Raw genomic sequence first — 18,028 nt, forward strand, 5'->3', positions numbered from 1 at the left:
AGGATCACCCGCATGACCCGCAAGATCACTCGCACTTTGTTGGCCCCAGCCGCGCTGCTTGCCGCCACGGCCTTGGCCCTGACCGGCTGCGGCCAGTCCTCCGAGGCCTCCCAGGCGCCATCGTCCCCGGCGGCCGAAGGAACCCCGCTGAAGACCGTGGACCCGCAAGGCCACGAAGTTTCGCTGGAGCAGCAACCCGCCGCAGCCCTGGGTTTCTACACCACCGACGTGGATATCCTGACCATCCTGGAGGTGCCGCTGGCCGCTGAACAGCCGATTCGCGGCGACTCCGGCTTCACTACCTTCCCGGACTACTTCGACCAGGAAGCCTTGGAGGGGGTCACCCCGTTCGCCAACTACCCGGAATTCAACTACGAGCGCGTCCTCGGCGCCGCCCCGGACTTCATCCTCAACGGCCTAGGGTATGACGCCGAGGTGCATGAGAAGCTCGCGGCCATTGCCCCGACCTACACGACCAACGCCTTTGACGGCGAAACGTGGCAGTCGCACTTCGAGCGGACCGCCAAGGACCTCGACCGGCAGGCCCAGTACGACCGGTGGCTGCAGGACTACCAGCAGGCGGGTGCCGAAGCCAAAGCCGCTATCGACGAAGCCGGAAACGGCGACCTGACCGTCGCCACCCTGGGGTACTGGGATGGCAAGGTCAACGTCGACTGCTACGCCTACCTCGAATGCGGAGTCTTTGACACCATTGGCCTGGAGACCACCGAGTTGAGCCGCGAAAAAGGCCTGTCGCTGAGCTTGGAGGAACTGGACCGGCTCAAGGACGTGGACGCGGTGTGGATGTCCACCGGCGTTGGCGAGGATGCGAAGGCCGAGCTGGACAAGTCCATCGCCTCCATGGCCAAGTCGCCCTACTGGAAGGATCTGCCCTTTGTGAAGAATGAGCGGATCTACACCTACAACATGGAAATGGCCTACGGTTCGCCGTCGGGCGCCACAGCGTTCCTGCAGCAGGTCCGCAGCGACCTCGCCGGATAATCCAGCCATGGCCGCATCCGTCCGGCCCCGTCAAGTTTCCCGGCCGGACGGATACGGCCATTGCCTGCGCCTGAGCGCAGCTCAACCACCCCTCCTGCGTTCGCACTTCAAGCAGCCGACGCCCCCAGATTCAGGATCCTTTCATGGAAATTTTTGAAGCAACCGTGCAATCCACCCGCCTGCTCTCGCCTACGCTGAAGCGGCTGCGCTTCGCGGTGCAGGGCTTCACCAGCACGGGGGTCGGCGACGAATATGTTCGCCTGTTTTTCCCGCATACCGAGGACCGCAGCCTGCTGTGCCTTCCGGTAGCCGATGGGGATACCTGGCGCACGCCTCCGGGGCAGCCGGACGCGCCAATGCGCACCTACACCATCCGCGACTGCGGCGAGGGGTGGATCGATATCGATTTCGTGGTCCATGACGGAGGCATTGCCGCCGCGTGGGCACTGGCCGCCGAACCAGGAGACCGGATCGGCTTGAACTCACCGACCGGGCTGTACGATTGCCCGCCGGAAGCAACCTCGCAGGTGCTGATCTGCGACCTGACCGGGCTGCCGGCCGCGGTACGGCTGGTGGAACTGACCGGTGAACAGGTGCGCACCGAGCTGGTGGTGGAGATCCCGGATGAGGCCTCGCGCCTGGACCTGTCGGGTTTGCCGAACCTGGGCGTGCAGTGGATTGTGGCCGGAAACGGCGTGGCCCCCAGCGTGTTGCCCAAGGTGGCACGCAAGGCGGTTGAGGCGGCGGCCGGATCGGAAACCCGCCCGTACGTCTGGGTGGCCGGGCAATCCGCTGCGCTGCGTGAGATCCGCAAGATGCTGCACCGGGAACTGCGGTGGCCAAGCACCCAATACAAGGTGATTGGCTACTGGGTCGAGCAAGCCGAGAAGTGGCGTGCCCAGTGGGATGCCTTGGATGCCGGTATAAAGGAGGCCCTTGATGCCCTCTGGGACAGCTTCGAAGACCACGACGAGGCATTGATCGCATACGAGTCCGAACTTGCACGCCTGGGGCTCTGAGCACGGTGGCAACCACACGGGACCCCGGGCTCTTGCCGGCTCCACGCAGTGCAGCACCACCGGGCAGCGCGGCCGGTACCGATGCCGTCCAGCCTCGCCGGGTGCTGGTGGGTTCGCCGGGAGCCAAACTGGTCTGGCTTCTTGGTCTGGTGGCGCTTTTGGCGTTCATGGTGTTGTGCTCGCTGGCCTTCGGCAGCCGCCATATCGACCTGCCGGTGGCCTGGCAGACCATGACCAGTCCTTCCTTCAATACCGATGAAGCGCAGGTCATTCGTCAGTTGCGGGTTCCGCGCACGGTCTTGGGAGTTCTGGCCGGGGTCGCATTGGGTGTAGCCGGGGCCCTGATCCAGGCGCTGACCCGCAACCCGCTGGCGGATCCAGGCATCCTGGGCGTCAACGCCGGAGCCCAATTCTCCTTGGTGATGGCAAGTTTTGCTTTCGGTTCGCTGAGTGTGCTCGGTGCCATCTGGTGGGCCTTGGGCGGTGCGCTCGCCGCAACCTTGGCGGTATACGGATTAACCCTCTCGAAAAGTGGGCGCGCCGCCGACCCATCCACCTTGGTGCTGGCCGGTGTGGCCTTCGGCGCGGTGCTTTCGGGGATCACCACCGCGCTGGTGCTGCTGCGCCCGCAGATTTTCGACATGATGCGGGTATACACCGCTGGAAACCTCAACGGCCACGAGCTGCCCGCAGTGCTGCTGGTTGCTCCCTTCGTGGCAATGGGCCTGGTCATCTCGCTGTGCTGCGCCGGATCGCTGAATGCGATTGCCCTGGGGGATGCTCCGGCGAAGGCGCTGGGCGTGCGGATCGCCCCGGTGCGGATCGCGGTCATCGCCGCGGTGACTTTGCTCTGCGGCGCGGCTACCGCGCTGGCAGGCCCGATTGGTTTTGTCGGACTCATGATTCCTCACGTGGTGCGCTGGCTGTTTGGCGTGCAACAGGGCTGGATCTTGATTTTTACCACGGTCCTGGCCCCTGTGCTGCTGCTTGGTTCTGACATCCTGGGCCGGGTGATCCTGCCCCATGCGGAGGTCTCGGCGGGAATCGTCACCGCCTTTGCTGGTGCACCTGTGCTTTTGGTTCTGGCCCGGCGCAAGAACGCGAGTACGCTATGAGCGCCAAGCCGCTGGTCGCATCGCCGGCCAAGGCGGCCGGTGCACTTGTGCAAGCTGCTCAGGTACCCACCGGGCGACGGGAAATGCAGGTCGGTGGTGGCCGTTGGCGTTGGCGGCTGGATCGCGCCTCGCTGCTGGTGGGCGCGGCACTGGCTCTGGGAGGACTGCTGGTTGGGCTCATATCCCTGGCCCTCGGGGATGTGCGCGTGCCGATGGACCAGGTGATTCCGGCTCTGCTGGGATATTCCGAGCACCGTTATGAAGTGGTGGTCCGAGACTGGCGGCTGACTAGGGTGCTCCTGGCATTGGTTTTCGGTTTCGCGCTTGGAATCTCGGGTGCGCTCTTTCAATCGTTGACCCGGAACCCCTTGGGCAGTCCGGACGTGATTGGCTTCAGTTCAGGGGCCTATACCGCGGCGCTGGCGCTGATGCTTTTCACCACCTCGAGTGCCGCACAGATTGCCGTTGGTTCCATTGCCGGCGGCTTGGCCGCGGCGGCATTGGTTTTCATGATCGCCAGCCATAATGGGACTACTGGGTTCCGGCTGATTGTGGTCGGTATTGGTGTTGGTGCCATGCTGGCCTCGGCTAACACGTTCATGCTGTTGGCCGCTCAACGCCAGGTGGCCTTGTCTGCTGCGGTGTGGGGTGCCGGTTCGCTGAACTCGGTCAGCAATACCGTTGTGGGTCCTTCGCTGCTGGGCGTCGGCATTTTCGCGCTTGCTGCGGTTCTCTTGCAACGCCACGCCCGGATCCTGGAATGCGGGGACCCGCTGGCCATCTCGCTAGGCGTGAATGCCAAGCTGGTGCGCGCGTCGATGGTTGTCGTGGGCGTGGGACTGGTGGCGGTGGCCACCGCGGCGGCTGGGCCGATCGCCTTTGTAGCGCTGGTAGCCCCGCAGATCTCGGCCCGGCTGACCGGCCGTGCCGAGCTGGACCTCGTTCCGGCTGGATGCTTCGGAGCGTTGCTGCTGGTGTCGGCGGACACAGCGGCCCGCTTAGCTTTCATGCCGATTCAGCTGCCGGTCGGCATTGTGACTGTCTGCCTTGGCGGGGTGTATTTGATTTGGCTATTGATAAGGGAGAGTCGCGGATGAGCGCACTGGGAACCGAACCCGAGCAGCAGGCAGTCGACGCTGAAACCGCCGGCATGGAAGCGGGGAAACCTGCGCCTCAGCTTGAGGTGCATGGATTGCAACTGGGCTATGGACATGAGCCAGTCATCGATTGCCTGGATGCGTCCTTCGAAGCGGGCAAATTCACCGCGATCATCGGCCCCAACGGCTGCGGCAAGTCCACGCTTCTCAGCGCCCTGGCCAGACTACTGAAGCCCATGGCCGGCCACGTGCTGCTGGATGGCATCCCCATCGCATCCTACAAGCCCAAAGCTTATGCGCGGGAAGTATCGCTGCTGAGCCAGCAGGCGATTGCGCCCTCGGGGATTACCGTTGCCCAGCTGGTATCCCGCGGTCGTTTCCCGCATCAGAGGTTGTTGGCCCAGCATAGCGAGCAGGACGAAGCGGCGGTTCACGCTGCCTTGGCCGCGACAGGAACCCTTCCCTTGGCCACCCGACGGCTGGCCGAGCTTTCCGGAGGCCAGCGCCAGAGGATCTGGGCTGCAACCACCTTGGCCCAGCAAGCACCTATTCTGCTGCTAGATGAACCGACAACCTACCTGGATGTCGCCCATCAGGTGGAGCTGCTGGACTTGTTCGCCCGGCAACGCGATGTGGGAAAAACCGTGGTCGCGGTGCTGCACGACATCAATCAGGCAATGCGATATGCCGACACCGTGGTGATGATGCGTGGCGGAAAGATACTGGCTTCCGGCGCACCAGAAGATGTCATTACGGCGCAGAGCCTTGGCGAGGCATTTGGCGTGCACTGCGAGATTCACCCCGATCCGGTGACATCCGGTCCGATGATGGTCACCGTCCCCGGCAGGCTGCGTCACGAGTCCGCGCCGAAATCAGTCGATTGATAGCTCGGATCCGGGATGGCCCACGGCGCAAGATGCTGCCATGGGCAAGAACCCGGTCGCTTGAGCCTTGGTGGGGGAGTTTAGAGACCATCCCATGAACCGGGCTGGATACGAGCTTCCTGACTGCTTGGGAACCGGTCCGGATAGCCGGGGCTCTTGGTGCGCAAGTTTGGCTGACGGGGTAGTTCCCGCAGCCTTTTGTGCAGTGGTCAAGCGCCGCGGGCTGGCATCAGCTACCGTGATCGCCGAGCGGACTCGAAGGGCGAGTTCTTGCGCGAAAGCAGCAAGGTCAGCATTGCCCCGAGCAGCGCGAAGCCTGTGGTCAGCAACCAGGTGGCATTCCAGCCGCCGGTGAGTGTCGCCATGGATGCCAGCAGCATCGGACCGCTGAAATTGCCGATGTTGAAGATCTGCTGGGTCAAGCCCATCGAGGCAGGGGCCGAACCGCCGGGCGGAGCCAGGTCGACCACCACGCGGGTCATGGTGGTCGGGATGGCTGCTCCGGCCAGCGAGAAGAAGCCAACGCAGATCATCTGGATCCACAGCAACCCAGACGGGTAGTCGAAGGCGAAGGTGCAAAACGATGCCAGGGACATCAGCGCGAAACCGGCTAGCAGCAGCGTGCGCCCATTGGCCCCACGCTGGAGCAGCCCTCCGCAGATGATCGCGCCCACCGCGTTCAGCCCGCCCACTACGGCCGAGGCCAAACCACCGGCCACCGGATCCAAGCCGAATTCCTCGTAGATGGTGGGCAGGAACCCCACTACTGCCATCCATTGCACCGTGTAGCACCCGAAAATCAGTCCGCTGATCCACACGCGCGATGCCCGGGCGGTGATGGCGATGCGCTGGGCGGCCTCGCGCAGGGCCGCCGATCCGGCGGGTTCATCCGCACCCACGAACTTGAAGATCAGCGGAATCGGCAGCAGGGTGATGAACGCGAGAATGCCCCACCACAGGTGCCACGAAAGGTGCTGGAGCACCAGCGCCGTGGAGAAGACCCCGATGAAGGTGGCCATGCCCATGTAGGCGGCCCACCACCCCACAGCCATGTTCAGGTTCCGGATGGGGGCATGGAGGCGCACCAGCCCCGGCCCCATGACGGTAGCCATGATCACGCCCGCCCCTTCCAGGACGCGGGTGGCCAGCAGCAGCGGCGCGCTGGGGGACAAAGCGCCCAGCGTGCTGCCCAGCACCAGCAGCAGCAAGCCGAGGATCAGCGTGCGGCGCTGGGAGATGACTTCCGAAAGCAGGGAAACGGCCAGGCCGCCGGCCATGCCGGCTACCTGCACCACGCCCAGCAGCACGCCGGAGAAAATCAGCGAGAAGCCCAGTTCGTCCTGGATCACGGTCAGCGCGGGGGCGAGCTTCCAGATGTGCAGGCCGGCCACCACGCCGGAGGCCACGATGATGATCCAGGCCGCATTGGTCCGTTGCTGGACCTGTTCCATTTTGGCTTGCACTGCCGCCGATGCCTCCTCGCATAGGACGCGCCAACTGGTGCTCGGCGCTACTGTCCACTTCGGATTGTGGCACGGGCCGGGCAGCGATCCGGCATTCGTGTCATTGAACGGGAATCCCTGCCGGCCGCACTCCGGGCTGGATCCACTTGCCCAGGGCGAATTCTCCTTCGGCAGGTTGCAGGTGCGAGCTGAGAGTTCGCCGATATTTCCCGGGCGTTGCATTGCAGCACGAGTCCTCGGAGTAGTTTGGAGGCCAACCCGGCCGATCAAGCTCAGGAGGAATGATGTTCCGGCACAGTTCGTCCCGCACCCGGCAAGTGAAGGCAGCAGCGGCTCTTGGATGCGTCTTCATGGCGACAGCCTGCTTCCCAGCGGTGCCGGTGGACCCCGAAGGAACCCTGGACACGGTTCGTTCCGGGACACTTCGGGCCGGAGTATCTCCTGCTTCGGATTTCGTGGAAATCCGGGATGGAGTACCCCAGGGCGCCGAACCAGCGCTCATAGAAGACTTTGCCCAGCATGCAGGTGCCGAAATCCAATGGACCATTGGTGGCGAAGAACAGCTAGTGAAGCAGCTGGAAGCAGGCCAGCTGGATTTGGTGGCGGGAGGCATCACCTCCAAGACGCCGTGGTCGGAAAAGGCTGGAGTCACTCGTCCCTACACGACCGCCATTGACGCCAAGGGCAAGGAAAGGAAAATAGTCCTGCTCGTGCCTCCAGGCGAAAATGCTTTCCTGTCCGAGCTGGAGTACTTCCTGGACCAGACGCAGGAGATGCCATGAAAAACGCTGCCGGAACGCACTTGCCTCCCGAGCAACGCGAACTCATGGCGCGCGCTGCGAAGCTCGAGTGGATCAGCATCGGATACACGGCGCTCACCATTACCCTTGTGGCACTAGTGGTGGGAAATTCGCAGGCCATGCGCACAGCGTGGATCGAAGACATGCTCTCAGTCCTGCCGCAGCTGGCCTTTTTGGCATCACTGCAGTTCACCCGGAGGGCTCGTCGGCGCTCGCACCCCTACGGCTACCACCGGTCCATGGGAGCCGGGCATCTGGTCGCAGGAGTGGCGTTGCTGGTCGTCGGCGCGATGCTCGCGTACGAATCGGTATCGGCTCTGGTTAAACTGGAGCACCCGACCATCGGAACCATGAACCTGTTTGGCCATACGGTATGGCAAGGATGGATCATGATGGCGGTCATGGCACTGATCGCGGCACCGGCCGTGGTGCTGGGACGGTTGAAAATCAAGATTGCCCAACCGCTGCACAATAAGCTGCTCTACGCCGACTCCAAGATGGCCAAGGCCGACTGGCAGACCAATGCTGCTTCGATCGTCGGTGTCGCCGGAATCGGCGTTGGGTTGTGGTGGCTGGATTCTACCGCGGCGCTGGTGATCGCTGCTGGCATTCTCAAGGACGGCTGGGACAGCACGAAGTCCGCAACCTCGGATTTGCTGGATCGCCGTTCCAAAGGTGTCGACGGCACGGATCCGCACCCGCTGATCCCGGCCATGGAGGAACAGCTCCATGCCCTGGATTGGGTTCGCACTGCGGGATTGAGGGTCCGCGAACTCGGCCAGGTCCAGCACACGGAAGCGTTCATCGTTCCGGAATCCGATACCGTGACGCTTGCCCAATCCGAGGAAGCGCGAAAAGTGCTAGAGGGAACCGACTGGAAAGCATATGACGTGGTGGTGACGATAGTTCCCGAGCTGCCTGAGTTCCTCAAGCAGGACTGAAAACCGAGGATCAGGCCCCTCGGCTGAAGCGCAGTGGAAGCACGGCGATCCGGCGAGGAAATCCGGGGCGCGGCAGGGTGCTGGCGCTGGGGCCAGCAGCCCGCCTGGGCTACCCCGCCGGACTAGCCGATATCGGTGGGCGACGTGGCTACTTGGCCAGGCCAGTCGCTGCGCACAAAGCAGGGAATCTCATGGATTGCCGCGCTATGGGACCAGAAAGCGACGCGAAAGGGCATCAGTTTCTCCGTGTGCTGCCGGGAGCAAAGTTCGCTGATGGTGGTTCCAGCTGGCAAGTGGGGAACTTTGGGAAACAGCGGGCTGGGTACCGTGATGTGCCATAGCTGCAGGTCATCGGTTTGGCCATCGTCAAGGACCATGAGTACAGCCCGGCCATGGACCGATACGAAGCCCATGACTTCATCCACTGGATCAGTGCGTTGCGCGAAGACCACGGGCATGCCTTCCATCCAGCCGTAGGCAGTGAGATGGGTTCTGGCCTCGGGGCAATGCAAAAGTTTTTCGACGCGTTGCATGGCGCGCATATGTCGTTCAGGCATGTTCATGTGATCCTCCGCTGATGGCAGCTCTCCGAAAGGTGACCGCCCACGAAGTCCTGCGGCGTTGTGCCGCGGAATTCCCCGGGTTTCGCCTTTGGCGCTCGGTGATCATCGTGGAGTGTTCTTCAAATAATACATCCCGTTTCCAATCGCCGGGCGGAGCCTCATGTTGGCACATGCCCGAGGCGGTGCAATTCGCAGGGTTTCAAAGAGCATGTCCCTGCGCAAACCGTTGTGTAGAAATATGCGTTTGGCAGGACGATATTGGCCGGATAAGTAGAGTCGAAGAATTGAATGACCAGCGAATGGGCACTTACCTGTTTCGCCTCTTAAAGCTGTGGATCGAAGTAATTCTGCACTCACATCAGGTCCGATATGCAGCAATTTCCCAACTTTCTGTAAGTCGTCGTGCAAATAGCGCACATCGTCGATGGTGGTGATGACGAACTCACGGTACACAGATCTCGGCCGTTAGCGCCTTGTGTGATGTACCGATAAGCTGCGCGAAAGGGTATTTCGCTATCGTCTAGAGGTATGTTCGGGAATTCGCCCCTCAACTCCGGCGGGCCACTGATCCATCGTGGGAATTTTACAGAGCGCCCCATGGGTACAAGCTGCATGCGACCTCTATTCCGGTAACGGTAAATGAAAGGACGGTGGCACAGGCCGCCCAAGTATCGGTCTCTAACGATCAAGTTCTGCCATTGCAGCTGCCCCTGACTGGTAGCTCCGTAACCACACCGTTCATCGGTGCCGGCCTGGTGCTGGTCGTTGGAGATGTTCTGCTGGCGACAGATCGCAAGCGTCGTGAGCAGCGTGGCAGTATTCCGCCGTTATCGCAGAAGGGTGCCTCACCTATCAATTCAACTGTTCGTGGAGGAACTTTTCAGCCTATGACTTAGACGTTCTACCCGATGAAAGGACAACCCACGCGACCCAAGAGTGCGTCAAAGCCCGTTGGCAGGCATGCAGCCAAAAAGCATGTGCCACTACTATCGGGGATTATTGCTTCCATAGCGTTCTCGGGGCGCTGTATGGCCTTTTATCCATCGGCGGCTTCGTGGTACTCCGCCCTCGATCAGACTAAGCATACCGACTGCCATGTAGAAATTATCGATTCGTTGGCCCCCATATAGAGGAAGAACAGCTGCGTGAACCGCAGCAATAGAACTCCGCGTTCGCTGATGGCACGAGAATTGCATATCCGTTCGCTGCAGTGCAGAAGAAGACCCACAGAATTAATGATCCATTTTGGGATCTATTTGATCCAAATGACGATGGACTGATAGAGCGTCTACGATTCCCGGGCATCGACGTCAAGATCCCGGCCTATCACGGGACTGCCGAAGATGTCCTCTTGGAAGACGCTGGACATCTCGAAGGAACTGTCTTACCGGCAGGCGGTCAAGGAACCCATTCAGTGATAACTGGGCATCGTGGTTTGCCACAAGCGGCATGTTTACCTATCTCGATAAGGTTGCCTTGACGGATGAGATCAAAATAGATCTGTATAGCCGGACATTGGTTTACCGGGCAGTTGATCGTTCTGTAGTGCGTTCCACCGAAACCGTCCTACTCAGGCCACAGGCAGACTGCGATTTGATTTCACTGGTGACGTGTACCCCAATCGGAGTAAACTCACATCGGATTATCGTCACAGCCGAACGTGTACTGCCAACTCCGGCGGACGCCGGGAAGAGCGTCGACGCTATTGGATTCCACTGGTGGGTTAATCGATTCGGTACGCATTCCGGGTGGCTCGAAGCGGCTTTGGATACCGGAGCTGCCGTAGTCGTTCCTGATTACGGGCATTATCCGGGTCAACACCCTTCGGTGGCCCCATATCAATGGAATGGCGACTGCGTTGATGAGAACTCACTGCAAGAAGCAATGAAGTTCCACCTTGCTCTAACCTACGTGCCAGGGATGGATTCGGAGGAGCTTAAGCGTCAACGTATGGCACTGGCGGAAGCCCATGAGCGGATCAATTCGACTTTACTAGCGGCGCTGTCCGGTTGCTCCTGAGGACTAAATGCCCTAGTCCATGGTGCGAGGATGCAGGCTATATTCTTCCCTGAAGTCGATGGATACCTGCTCTTGGCCTGCCGGAGCAGACCATCTCAGATTTGGCACTGCGATATGCCCGCAGATCTCTCCGCGGAATTGGATTGCTCCAAAGAGGGTACCTGCTGATGCTATTTTGCGGTACTTAGATGGGCGGCACTTCACCATGCACGACAAGTTCTGTGTGCTCATTCTCTGTTCGAAGCCGGACAGCGGCTTCGAACGCCTCCTGGAAGGAACCGAAACTGCCTTGGTACCAACCGTCGAAGCTGACTTCCCATTTACGACCGTGTGCGCAGATCTCAATAGTTCTCAAAGATTCTCCTAGATGGAAATGTACCGAGGCCCGCAAAGATAAATATTTTCTGGCTCGGCTCTTTTCGCGTACACAAGATACGAGAAGCGCCCCAGACGGGGGTTGTCTGGAACGCTTCTCTGACCTTGCTAAAAGGTTATTCAGTTATGTGAGCTCGCTAGTTCACGATTCGACCATAGCCCAGGCCTCAGAAGGACAAGTAGTACGGAGTCAATATTTCCAGTCTATATCCAGAATAGGGAACTGGGATTTCTACTGGATCAGACGCTGATTAAAGTCCGCAGCGGGAATTCCTAGAATGCAGCGCATCGGGACGTTGAGAACACTCGAATTAGACGTAAACCTCCGGCAGGATATGGGTTTCCGTACCCACCATTCTGCACGGAAGTGTCTATGCCCCACGCTCGAGCACTACTGGCTCCTGGAGGAAGGCGACGCCTGGCTTCGTTACTATGATCATCACCGAACCTACCCGGGACCGATGCTCCTAATCCGTCAGATCGTGTCTACAGCATCACGGGGAACTCCATCTAGTGGTCGTTCTCCAAGGTCGGGGCCCCATAGAGGGAGTGGCTGACCTTGTCGATCACTTCCTGGACATGGCGAACCTTGTTTTGCCAGTACTTGTTGTTCTCGCGGGCCTGTGGCCCTTCCACATCGGAGTTCAGCTCCAGGAGTTCGGCGAAGTGGTCCCGGTAGGTGCACAGTGCTGTTGTCAGATCTTCGATTTGCTCGTCGTTGAGATTGAAGTTGAGCGATGATTCACGCAAGGTGCTAATCCTTTCTGGAGTGCAGCATCTGTAATGAACGCCTTTGCTAGTGCCGGCAGGGGGCGTCCGGGATAGTCCGGACGCACCCTTGATCCACCGCTATTTGAGATCCTCCCGGGGCCTCAAGGGCTTCCCGGTGGTGACCGCGAATAGACCCAAACGGGTCCCGACCGGCGCACAGTGCGGCGAGTTGTTCGGGTTTCGCTCGATCCTTCCGGGCGCCGCCGACTGGGCCGCGGAACATCGACGGTCGCGGTGAGTAAAAGCGATCGAGGCGGCTGGTGCTGGCGGGGTGCTTTGGATAGTTCGAGCTCGTATATGGCCAGAAGCAACTCGTCATTGATGACCAGCGGATTGCATACCGAATCAATGAAGGCAGACATAGTGCATCATCTCCGCGCACGCCCCGACGGGGCATTTTTTAAGTTAGCCGGTGATTTCCTTGCGATTCTGCTTGCCTCGGCCGACTGCGACGTGAATCCGGCGTGGCTTGGCGCTTTCGGCGACGGCGATATCCAGCCGCAGTACCCCATCTACGTAAGAAGCTTGGATGCTTTCGGTATCCAAGTGCTCCCCGAGCACGAGTTCCCGAGTGAAGTAGCCCCAGCGTCGTTCTGATCCGGTGATGAGCTGTCGGCCTTCGGGCTTGGCTCGTTCAGCGCGAATGGTCAGGATGTTCTTTTCCACTGCCATGTCGATCTGCTGGGCGTCGATCCCTGGCAGATCGAACTCAGCATGAAATCCCACGTCGTCCTTCCAAACCTCCATCGGCATTGGATGCACAGGTTCGGAACTGAGCTGGGTGTTGAAAGCTCGCTGCACTAGGCGGTCAAAATCGCGAAGTACCTCGGTCTGCATCATCTTAACTCATTCCTTTCTGGTGTGACACTATGTGATGGTGCAAATCACTTCCCGCCAGATCTATGCCTGACGATGTAGATTTTATAGCATGAGAATCTGAGGATGTGCAAGCTACGCAAGGTAAAAAATGACAAAAAATTCGCCACGATCCAGTCTTGCCGCCGGGTCGCATTCCATTGCTGCCGCTGCCCAGAGTGTGGGGGTGAGTGTGCAAACCGTGAGGCTCTATGAAATGCGCGGTTTGATCACCCCGGCACGAACCAGCGGGGGCACGCGCAGATATCGCGCCGAAGAATTTGTGCGGTTGCAGCGAATCTCTGAGCTGGTCGACCAGGGGGTGAATTTGGCGGGCATTGGCATCATATTGGAGCTGGAAGCCGATAACAGGGTCTTACGTGAGAGACTCGCAGCTCAGCCGAGCTATGGGGTTGATACCTAAAGTGGGGCTATCCTGACATAGTGGACACCCGAATAAGCGGAATCAGTGGATCCCGCATTTGCGAGAATGTCGCTAATGCGCAATATGAAAAAGCAATGCTGTTCCTTCACCGAGGGTCACGGTAGCGAAGTCGCCTGGCTGGTCATCGATACCAAACGCAGCATTTGCGCGGTGGCCTAGACCCCATGAGCAAGAGATTTTTCGTCAGTAGTATTGCGGTTCAGGGCCTCACGGTGCAGATTAGCGGATTGTCCCCGACAACGGCTCGGGGATGCCGACATGAAGCGGAGGCCCTAATGTCTACCCAGCGTATTGCGACCGGGCCGGATGCGCACGCACGATCCATCCGCGCAACAGCCCCCCGACACCCACGCGGGTGAAACCCTCGAAGCGAAACCCGGCGGGAACGAGGCCGTTACGACCTGGATCGCCAGGATCATCGCCGACCACGGACCCGTCGCGGTCACCAACGAAGCCGACCCTAACGGATTCAGCCTCGCCCGTACCCTCGCGGGCATCAACTACCCGGTGTCCGTCGCGGCCCCGTCGAAGCCCCTGCGCCCTCCGGGGACAAAGCCAAAACCGATGCCCGCAATGCTCTCCTACTGGCACGACGGCTCAAAGTCGACGAACTCGTGGCAGTGCGCGTGCCGATGCTCGTCGAGGAATCCGCCAGAGACCTCTTCCGGGCACGTGAGGACTCCAGAATTAGGATAAAGCTTCTGGCTGTTCGTTGATCCCGCCCACGAATCGGCTGAACGTGGCCTCCGACGCTACTGAGCCAAAGAGCGCTGGCGCGGCTCGTAGCTGGTCGATGTCTGTGGCTTGCTCGCCGCCAGCCGTCAAGGACAGAGCCAATGAGCCGAGGATGATTCCTGGACGGTGCGTCGCGGTGGCTGGTACAAATTGCGAGAATCCTGCAGAAGTCTCCCGCGTTCAGGAGGTTGGTCAGAACAGAAAGTCCCGCCTGAAAGACCAGAGATGGACCGGTGAGTCGGGTCGGGATGCCTGTTCCGCTCACCTTTTCATCTTTTAGTGTCAGTCAATGACTACTGGTCGTTATTAGATAACCGGTTTGGTCGTCTAACGGGCACCATCGCCATTTGGGGGTTGGGTTCCGTATGCCTGCTTACGTTCATTTCGCGTGATTGGGCTTGTTGACGACCGGAGATCAGCCGCATTGCAGAAGGCAGGGAGGAATATCCAGAGCGTTTTGGACCACGCAGGTCCGGGAAAAAGCTTCAGATACCTGAAGCGGCGCGTATCAATGAGCCGGTCAAGTGCTTGGAAGGAATATAACTGTAGGCTATATAATCCTCCTTGGTCTCGCTTGGCTTGAAATCTTTCGTTGGTCCGGCTCCTGATCGAAGCGTTACGTATAGCCCGGTGTTGGTCTTGCTCTTCAGGAACGTGTCGGGTTGCTGGGTGCTGATCTTTGGCGTAAAAAGAACGGTCGTTGCAACGCCTGATTGTTCAGGATGTTGCAACGACCGTTAGAATCCGTCGACCGCCTGTCCCGCTTTTGGGATGATCGACCTAGAGGCGCTTAGCGTGCCTGGATGTCCGCAGCCTGAGGGCCCTTTGGACCGGATTCAAGCTTGTATTCGACCGATTGTCCTTCTTCAAGATTCTTGAATCCGAAACTCTGAATTGCGCTGTAATGCGCGAAAACGTCAGCGGATCCATCAGAAGGCTCAATGAAACCGAAGCCCTTTTCGGAGTTGAACCACTTTACAGTGCCAGTAGCCATGTGTATTCCTAAATCGTAATTCGCGGTATGCCGCGATTTGAGCTTGTGCCACCGTAGCAACACTGAAGCCATTATTTTTGTTACATCTTGTGACACTTAATCAAGCATGAATAGCTTGGAGATCCAGAACATCGAATTCTGAGTTCTGGGTAAGAATTCACTGGAGACGCATGTAATAGCGGTCGAAGAGGTTCTATAGAAACGCAGTTTCAAACCGACTGCCCCACCACGGAAGCGGGGACGAATATTTCAAGTGACGCGATTCGCTCTCATGGGAAAATTCCGAGGAAGCGCTTATTAAAAATCCAAGGGAGAAACAATAGGAATTTTCAATTTTTCTTATTGGCTCTAATATCTAGACTACCATGAGTAGCTCACTTAATCTCGCCGGTTTGCGGTCAGGGGAAGTCGAAGTCCCGCCCGGGACGCCGATTTCGTTGTTCTGTGCCTGTAGCAAGACCGTTATGAGATTCGGTATCCGGAGATCATTGGGCACTCGAATGGATCCCGGGCTGATAGCCCGACCTTGTTCAGGTAGGTGATCACCTGTGCGTAGGATTCGCGGACACTGGCCACGGTGTACGCCACCTGGTGCTCGTCGCAGTACTGGCGCACGATGCGCGAGACGCCGGCCAGGTTGGCGCGCGGCATGGACGGGAACAGGTGGTGCTCCACCTGGTAGTTCAATCCGCCGTAGACGTGGGAGAGCACGCGGTTTCCCCAGCTGGACTTGGCCATGACATTGCGTCCGGTCAGTACCTGGCGGGAGAAGAAGTCGATGCGGGCGTCCTGGGGAACCATCGGCATGCCCTTGTGGTTCGGGGCGAAGGAGGCACCCATGTAGACGCCGAAGACTGCCAGCTGCACGCCGAGGAAGGCGAAAGCCATGCCCACTGGCAGGAAGTAGAACACGATCGCCAGGTAGATGGCGATGCGCAGTGCAATGCCGGTCATCTCGCGCTTGCGGTTCTTGACCCGGCCGGCCTTGAAGAGGTACTTGATCGAATGCATATGCAGGTTCAAGCCCTCAAGGGTGAGCAGCGGGAAGAACAGGTAGCCCTGGCGGTTGGTGATCCACTTGAGCAGGCCGCGCTGGCGTTTGGCGTCCTCGGTCTGGAAGGAGATGGTGTCCCACTCGATGTCCGGATCCTTGCCCACGGTATTGGGGGTGGCGTGGTGCTTGTTGTGCTTGTTCATCCACCACTGGTAGCTGATGCCCACGACGATATTGGCCAGGAACTGGCCCAGCTTGTCATTGCGCTTGTGCGAAGCCAGGATCTGGCGGTGTGCCGCCTCGTGCGCCAGGAACGCGAATTGGGTGAGCAGCAGGCCCAAGGCTGTGGCCATCAGCAACTGGAACCAGCTGTCGCCTAGGAGGATGAAACCGGTAACGGTGCCGGCTAGCAGCACCGTCAGCACGATGCCCAACCCGAGATAGTGCCCGCGGCGGCGGCCGACCAGTCCAGCTTCGGTGACCAACTTTTTGATATGGAAGAAACTTTGAGGATCACCGGGTTTAACGGTGGGTGCTGGAACGTCCAGCAGAGAACTGCGAGGCAAATATAATCCTTGATTGAAAGAGCTCGCTGCGTCGTGAACAATAAATTACCCGACCGAGCCTATTACCCCCATTCTACTCAGGTTCACGGCCGCTCTCGCTGTTCTTCCGCTGTCAGATTCTGCTCTTTCACATATTTCTTTGAGTTCTATCCAGCTTTGAGGGCCAGTGACGCTGCGATGCGTGTGAGCGCTTCCTCGTTGCCGATCTGCAGCAGCTCAGCGATCATCGCGACCATTGCTTCACCTAGCCGTGCAAGGATCGCCACGGCTTGCGTGTTGCCTCCTTCCAGCTCGGAGGCGATGATCAGGAAAGCTTCTCGGTCTTGGCGGACCAGTGATGTCAGTAGTGCGATACCTAGTGCTGCTTCAGGGCTGTTGCCCATGAGATATTCCCATCGATGAAGATAAATTCGGATGTTTCTTCCGTACACGCGGCGCAACGTCGGCAGCATCTTGAGCCTAGCAGGGTATTGAGGGAGCAGCTTCTCGTTATGCAGCGCCTGCCAAGCGCCCAGCGCTGGAGCCCGAATAATCGATCGCAGTAGGGCCCATGGAGCAACTGTAGTAACTCTGTGAAACTTCCAGTGCCTCTGAAGTGCCCGGGCCCACTGCTTCAAAGCTGTGATATTAGTGGCTTAGGGGCATGACTCTCCTTGATTAGCGAGCACGGACCTGACGACCAGTGCGGCCCTGAAAGTTCGTTATTAGAAAGTGCGAGCGAGTGATTGATGCCAAGTAATTGGTCCCTTGCTGGAGTAGCAGACGGGCCTACTCGATACTAAAGTGGCAACGCGACAGCCCTAGGGAACCTGTTTTTCATCTTGGGGAAATGAACGAGTCGACACCTAGCAGTTGGGTGTGGACATGGAGCAAAAGATTCTGGACCGGGTTTGTTGTCAGAGGTGCGAGCAACTTCTGGGCGCCAGTATTGTCGGCAGTTTTACACGGCATGACCTGCTTACTTGCCAGATTGAATGTGCCAATAAGAGTGGGCGGCGACAGGTGCTCCCTGACGACTCCGGTAAGTTCTGCCTCTAATCGGTTGCCATCATGATCCCAACCCAATCCCGGTCGCAGCTCCCACCGGCTATGGAAAAGCTGGGACAAGACGTCGAGATTGGCCGGCCGACAGCCCTATGTTCCTCAGGGATAAGGTGCTGTCGAGAACATAGCTGGGGAGCACGATCAGGGGCTACCTTGGCTTTTCCTCCCAATGGTGGTTATATCCCGGGGATGCTGGCACGATCATCCTACTGCCACTATTGCTGACCGTGCGATCAGTGTGAACGAAGGAGCATCATGCATCTGCCCGTACCCCGCGGAGACCTGTCCCAAGCGCTGAACAATGCGTTGCTGTGCAACCCCTCGGAGGAATACGCAGCCTATCTGG

Annotated in this window: 16 protein-coding genes and 3 pseudogenes; 11 read left to right on the top strand and 8 right to left on the bottom strand. The window is 59.2% G+C overall.

The window, feature by feature from the left end:
- The first annotated feature begins 12 nt into the window (after positions 1-12).
- The 5 genes from ACNPN0_RS12185 to ACNPN0_RS12205 all read left to right on the top strand — a co-directional run bounded on the left by ACNPN0_RS12185 (position 13) and on the right by ACNPN0_RS12205 (position 5,117).
- The gene (locus ACNPN0_RS12185; protein WP_133833967.1) at positions 13-1,002 is read left to right on the top strand and encodes an ABC transporter substrate-binding protein; all 990 of its coding nucleotides are present in this window, start codon (positions 13-15) and stop codon (positions 1,000-1,002) included.
- 143 nt (positions 1,003-1,145) lie between these two features.
- On the top strand, positions 1,146-2,021 hold the full coding sequence (locus tag ACNPN0_RS12190) for a siderophore-interacting protein (protein WP_105658956.1): 876 nt from the start codon (positions 1,146-1,148) through the stop codon (positions 2,019-2,021).
- Between the two features lie 5 nt (positions 2,022-2,026).
- Complete coding sequence (locus ACNPN0_RS12195; protein ID WP_448937179.1) at positions 2,027-3,136, top strand: FecCD family ABC transporter permease; 1,110 nt, start codon at positions 2,027-2,029, stop codon at positions 3,134-3,136.
- Positions 3,133-4,233: a FecCD family ABC transporter permease gene (locus ACNPN0_RS12200; RefSeq protein WP_448937178.1), complete on the top strand. Its 1,101-nt coding sequence runs from the start codon at positions 3,133-3,135 to the stop codon at positions 4,231-4,233. Before ACNPN0_RS12195 ends, ACNPN0_RS12200 begins: the two co-directional genes overlap by 4 nt.
- Positions 4,230-5,117: an ABC transporter ATP-binding protein gene (locus ACNPN0_RS12205; protein WP_448937177.1), complete on the top strand. Its 888-nt coding sequence runs from the start codon at positions 4,230-4,232 to the stop codon at positions 5,115-5,117. Before ACNPN0_RS12200 ends, ACNPN0_RS12205 begins: the two co-directional genes overlap by 4 nt.
- A gap of 233 nt (positions 5,118-5,350) precedes the next feature.
- Here the strand turns inward: ACNPN0_RS12205 and ACNPN0_RS12210 are convergent, their stop codons facing one another.
- Entirely contained in the window at positions 5,351-6,580 is a 1,230-nt protein-coding gene (locus tag ACNPN0_RS12210) for an MFS transporter (protein ID WP_448937176.1), read from the bottom strand.
- 350 nt (positions 6,581-6,930) lie between these two features.
- On the opposite strand from ACNPN0_RS12210, the gene ACNPN0_RS12215 reads away from it, so the two are divergent.
- Positions 6,931-7,362, top strand: coding sequence for a transporter substrate-binding domain-containing protein (locus tag ACNPN0_RS12215; protein WP_332727624.1), 432 nt, complete (start codon positions 6,931-6,933; stop codon positions 7,360-7,362).
- Positions 7,359-8,321, top strand: coding sequence for a cation diffusion facilitator family transporter (locus ACNPN0_RS12220; RefSeq protein ID WP_332489439.1), 963 nt, complete (start codon positions 7,359-7,361; stop codon positions 8,319-8,321). The genes ACNPN0_RS12215 and ACNPN0_RS12220 overlap by 4 nt, the downstream gene beginning before the upstream one ends.
- Positions 8,322-8,443: 122 nt before the next feature.
- Here ACNPN0_RS12220 and ACNPN0_RS12225 read toward each other — a convergent pair whose 3' ends face one another.
- The gene (locus tag ACNPN0_RS12225; RefSeq protein ID WP_448937175.1) at positions 8,444-8,878 is read right to left on the bottom strand and encodes a hypothetical protein; all 435 of its coding nucleotides are present in this window, start codon (positions 8,876-8,878) and stop codon (positions 8,444-8,446) included.
- Between the two features lie 656 nt (positions 8,879-9,534).
- On the opposite strand from ACNPN0_RS12225, the gene ACNPN0_RS12230 reads away from it, so the two are divergent.
- Positions 9,535-9,780: an LPXTG cell wall anchor domain-containing protein gene (locus tag ACNPN0_RS12230; RefSeq protein WP_448937174.1), complete on the top strand. Its 246-nt coding sequence runs from the start codon at positions 9,535-9,537 to the stop codon at positions 9,778-9,780.
- 314 nt (positions 9,781-10,094) lie between these two features.
- Positions 10,095-10,903 (top strand): annotated as a pseudogene (locus tag ACNPN0_RS12235) (sortase).
- An 885-nt stretch (positions 10,904-11,788) separates the two neighbouring features.
- On the opposite strand, the gene ACNPN0_RS12240 reads toward ACNPN0_RS12235, so the two are convergent.
- Both ACNPN0_RS12240 and ACNPN0_RS12245 read right to left on the bottom strand, forming a co-directional pair.
- Complete coding sequence (locus tag ACNPN0_RS12240) at positions 11,789-12,028, bottom strand: hypothetical protein (protein ID WP_448937173.1); 240 nt, start codon at positions 12,026-12,028, stop codon at positions 11,789-11,791.
- Positions 12,029-12,454: 426 nt separating this feature from the next.
- Entirely contained in the window at positions 12,455-12,889 is a 435-nt protein-coding gene (locus ACNPN0_RS12245) for an Hsp20/alpha crystallin family protein (protein WP_448937172.1), read from the bottom strand.
- 127 nt (positions 12,890-13,016) lie between these two features.
- Here ACNPN0_RS12245 and ACNPN0_RS12250 point away from each other — a divergent pair, with 127 nt between their 5' ends.
- Entirely contained in the window at positions 13,017-13,328 is a 312-nt protein-coding gene (locus ACNPN0_RS12250; protein ID WP_448937171.1) for a MerR family transcriptional regulator, read from the top strand.
- A 711-nt stretch (positions 13,329-14,039) separates the two neighbouring features.
- Here ACNPN0_RS12250 and ACNPN0_RS12255 read toward each other — a convergent pair.
- Positions 14,040-14,349, bottom strand: a pseudogene (locus ACNPN0_RS12255) (IS1380 family transposase); the annotation flags it as partial.
- Between the two features lie 52 nt (positions 14,350-14,401).
- On the opposite strand from ACNPN0_RS12255, the pseudogene ACNPN0_RS12260 reads away from it, so the two are divergent.
- Positions 14,402-14,627 (top strand): annotated as a pseudogene (locus ACNPN0_RS12260) (IS3-like element ISAar44 family transposase); the annotation flags it as partial.
- Between the two features lie 247 nt (positions 14,628-14,874).
- Here ACNPN0_RS12260 and ACNPN0_RS12265 read toward each other — a convergent pair.
- From ACNPN0_RS12265 to ACNPN0_RS12275, 3 genes are all read right to left on the bottom strand, one after another.
- Positions 14,875-15,078: a cold-shock protein gene (locus ACNPN0_RS12265; protein WP_105658961.1), complete on the bottom strand. Its 204-nt coding sequence runs from the start codon at positions 15,076-15,078 to the stop codon at positions 14,875-14,877.
- 462 nt (positions 15,079-15,540) lie between these two features.
- Positions 15,541-16,638: a fatty acid desaturase family protein gene (locus ACNPN0_RS12270; protein ID WP_448938918.1), complete on the bottom strand. Its 1,098-nt coding sequence runs from the start codon at positions 16,636-16,638 to the stop codon at positions 15,541-15,543.
- A gap of 146 nt (positions 16,639-16,784) precedes the next feature.
- Positions 16,785-17,021, bottom strand: coding sequence for a hypothetical protein (locus ACNPN0_RS12275; RefSeq protein ID WP_105658704.1), 237 nt, complete (start codon positions 17,019-17,021; stop codon positions 16,785-16,787).
- Between the last annotated feature and the right edge of the window lie 1,007 nt (positions 17,022-18,028).

Source organism: Glutamicibacter sp. AGC84 (genome assembly GCF_053543575.1).

Coding starts and splice junctions, on each gene's coding strand:
- ACNPN0_RS12185 (WP_133833967.1), top strand. CDS start 13: ATGACCCGCAAGATCACTCGCACTTTGTTGGCCCCAGCCGCGCTGCTT.
- ACNPN0_RS12190 (WP_105658956.1), top strand. CDS start 1,146: ATGGAAATTTTTGAAGCAACCGTGCAATCCACCCGCCTGCTCTCGCCT.
- ACNPN0_RS12200 (WP_448937178.1), top strand. CDS start 3,133: ATGAGCGCCAAGCCGCTGGTCGCATCGCCGGCCAAGGCGGCCGGTGCA.
- ACNPN0_RS12205 (WP_448937177.1), top strand. CDS start 4,230: ATGAGCGCACTGGGAACCGAACCCGAGCAGCAGGCAGTCGACGCTGAA.
- ACNPN0_RS12215 (WP_332727624.1), top strand. CDS start 6,931: ATGGCGACAGCCTGCTTCCCAGCGGTGCCGGTGGACCCCGAAGGAACC.
- ACNPN0_RS12220 (WP_332489439.1), top strand. CDS start 7,359: ATGAAAAACGCTGCCGGAACGCACTTGCCTCCCGAGCAACGCGAACTC.
- ACNPN0_RS12225 (WP_448937175.1), bottom strand. CDS start 8,878: ATGCCTGAACGACATATGCGCGCCATGCAACGCGTCGAAAAACTTTTG.
- ACNPN0_RS12245 (WP_448937172.1), bottom strand. CDS start 12,889: ATGATGCAGACCGAGGTACTTCGCGATTTTGACCGCCTAGTGCAGCGA.
- ACNPN0_RS12250 (WP_448937171.1), top strand. CDS start 13,017: ATGACAAAAAATTCGCCACGATCCAGTCTTGCCGCCGGGTCGCATTCC.
- ACNPN0_RS12265 (WP_105658961.1), bottom strand. CDS start 15,078: ATGGCTACTGGCACTGTAAAGTGGTTCAACTCCGAAAAGGGCTTCGGT.
- ACNPN0_RS12275 (WP_105658704.1), bottom strand. CDS start 17,021: ATGGGCAACAGCCCTGAAGCAGCACTAGGTATCGCACTACTGACATCA.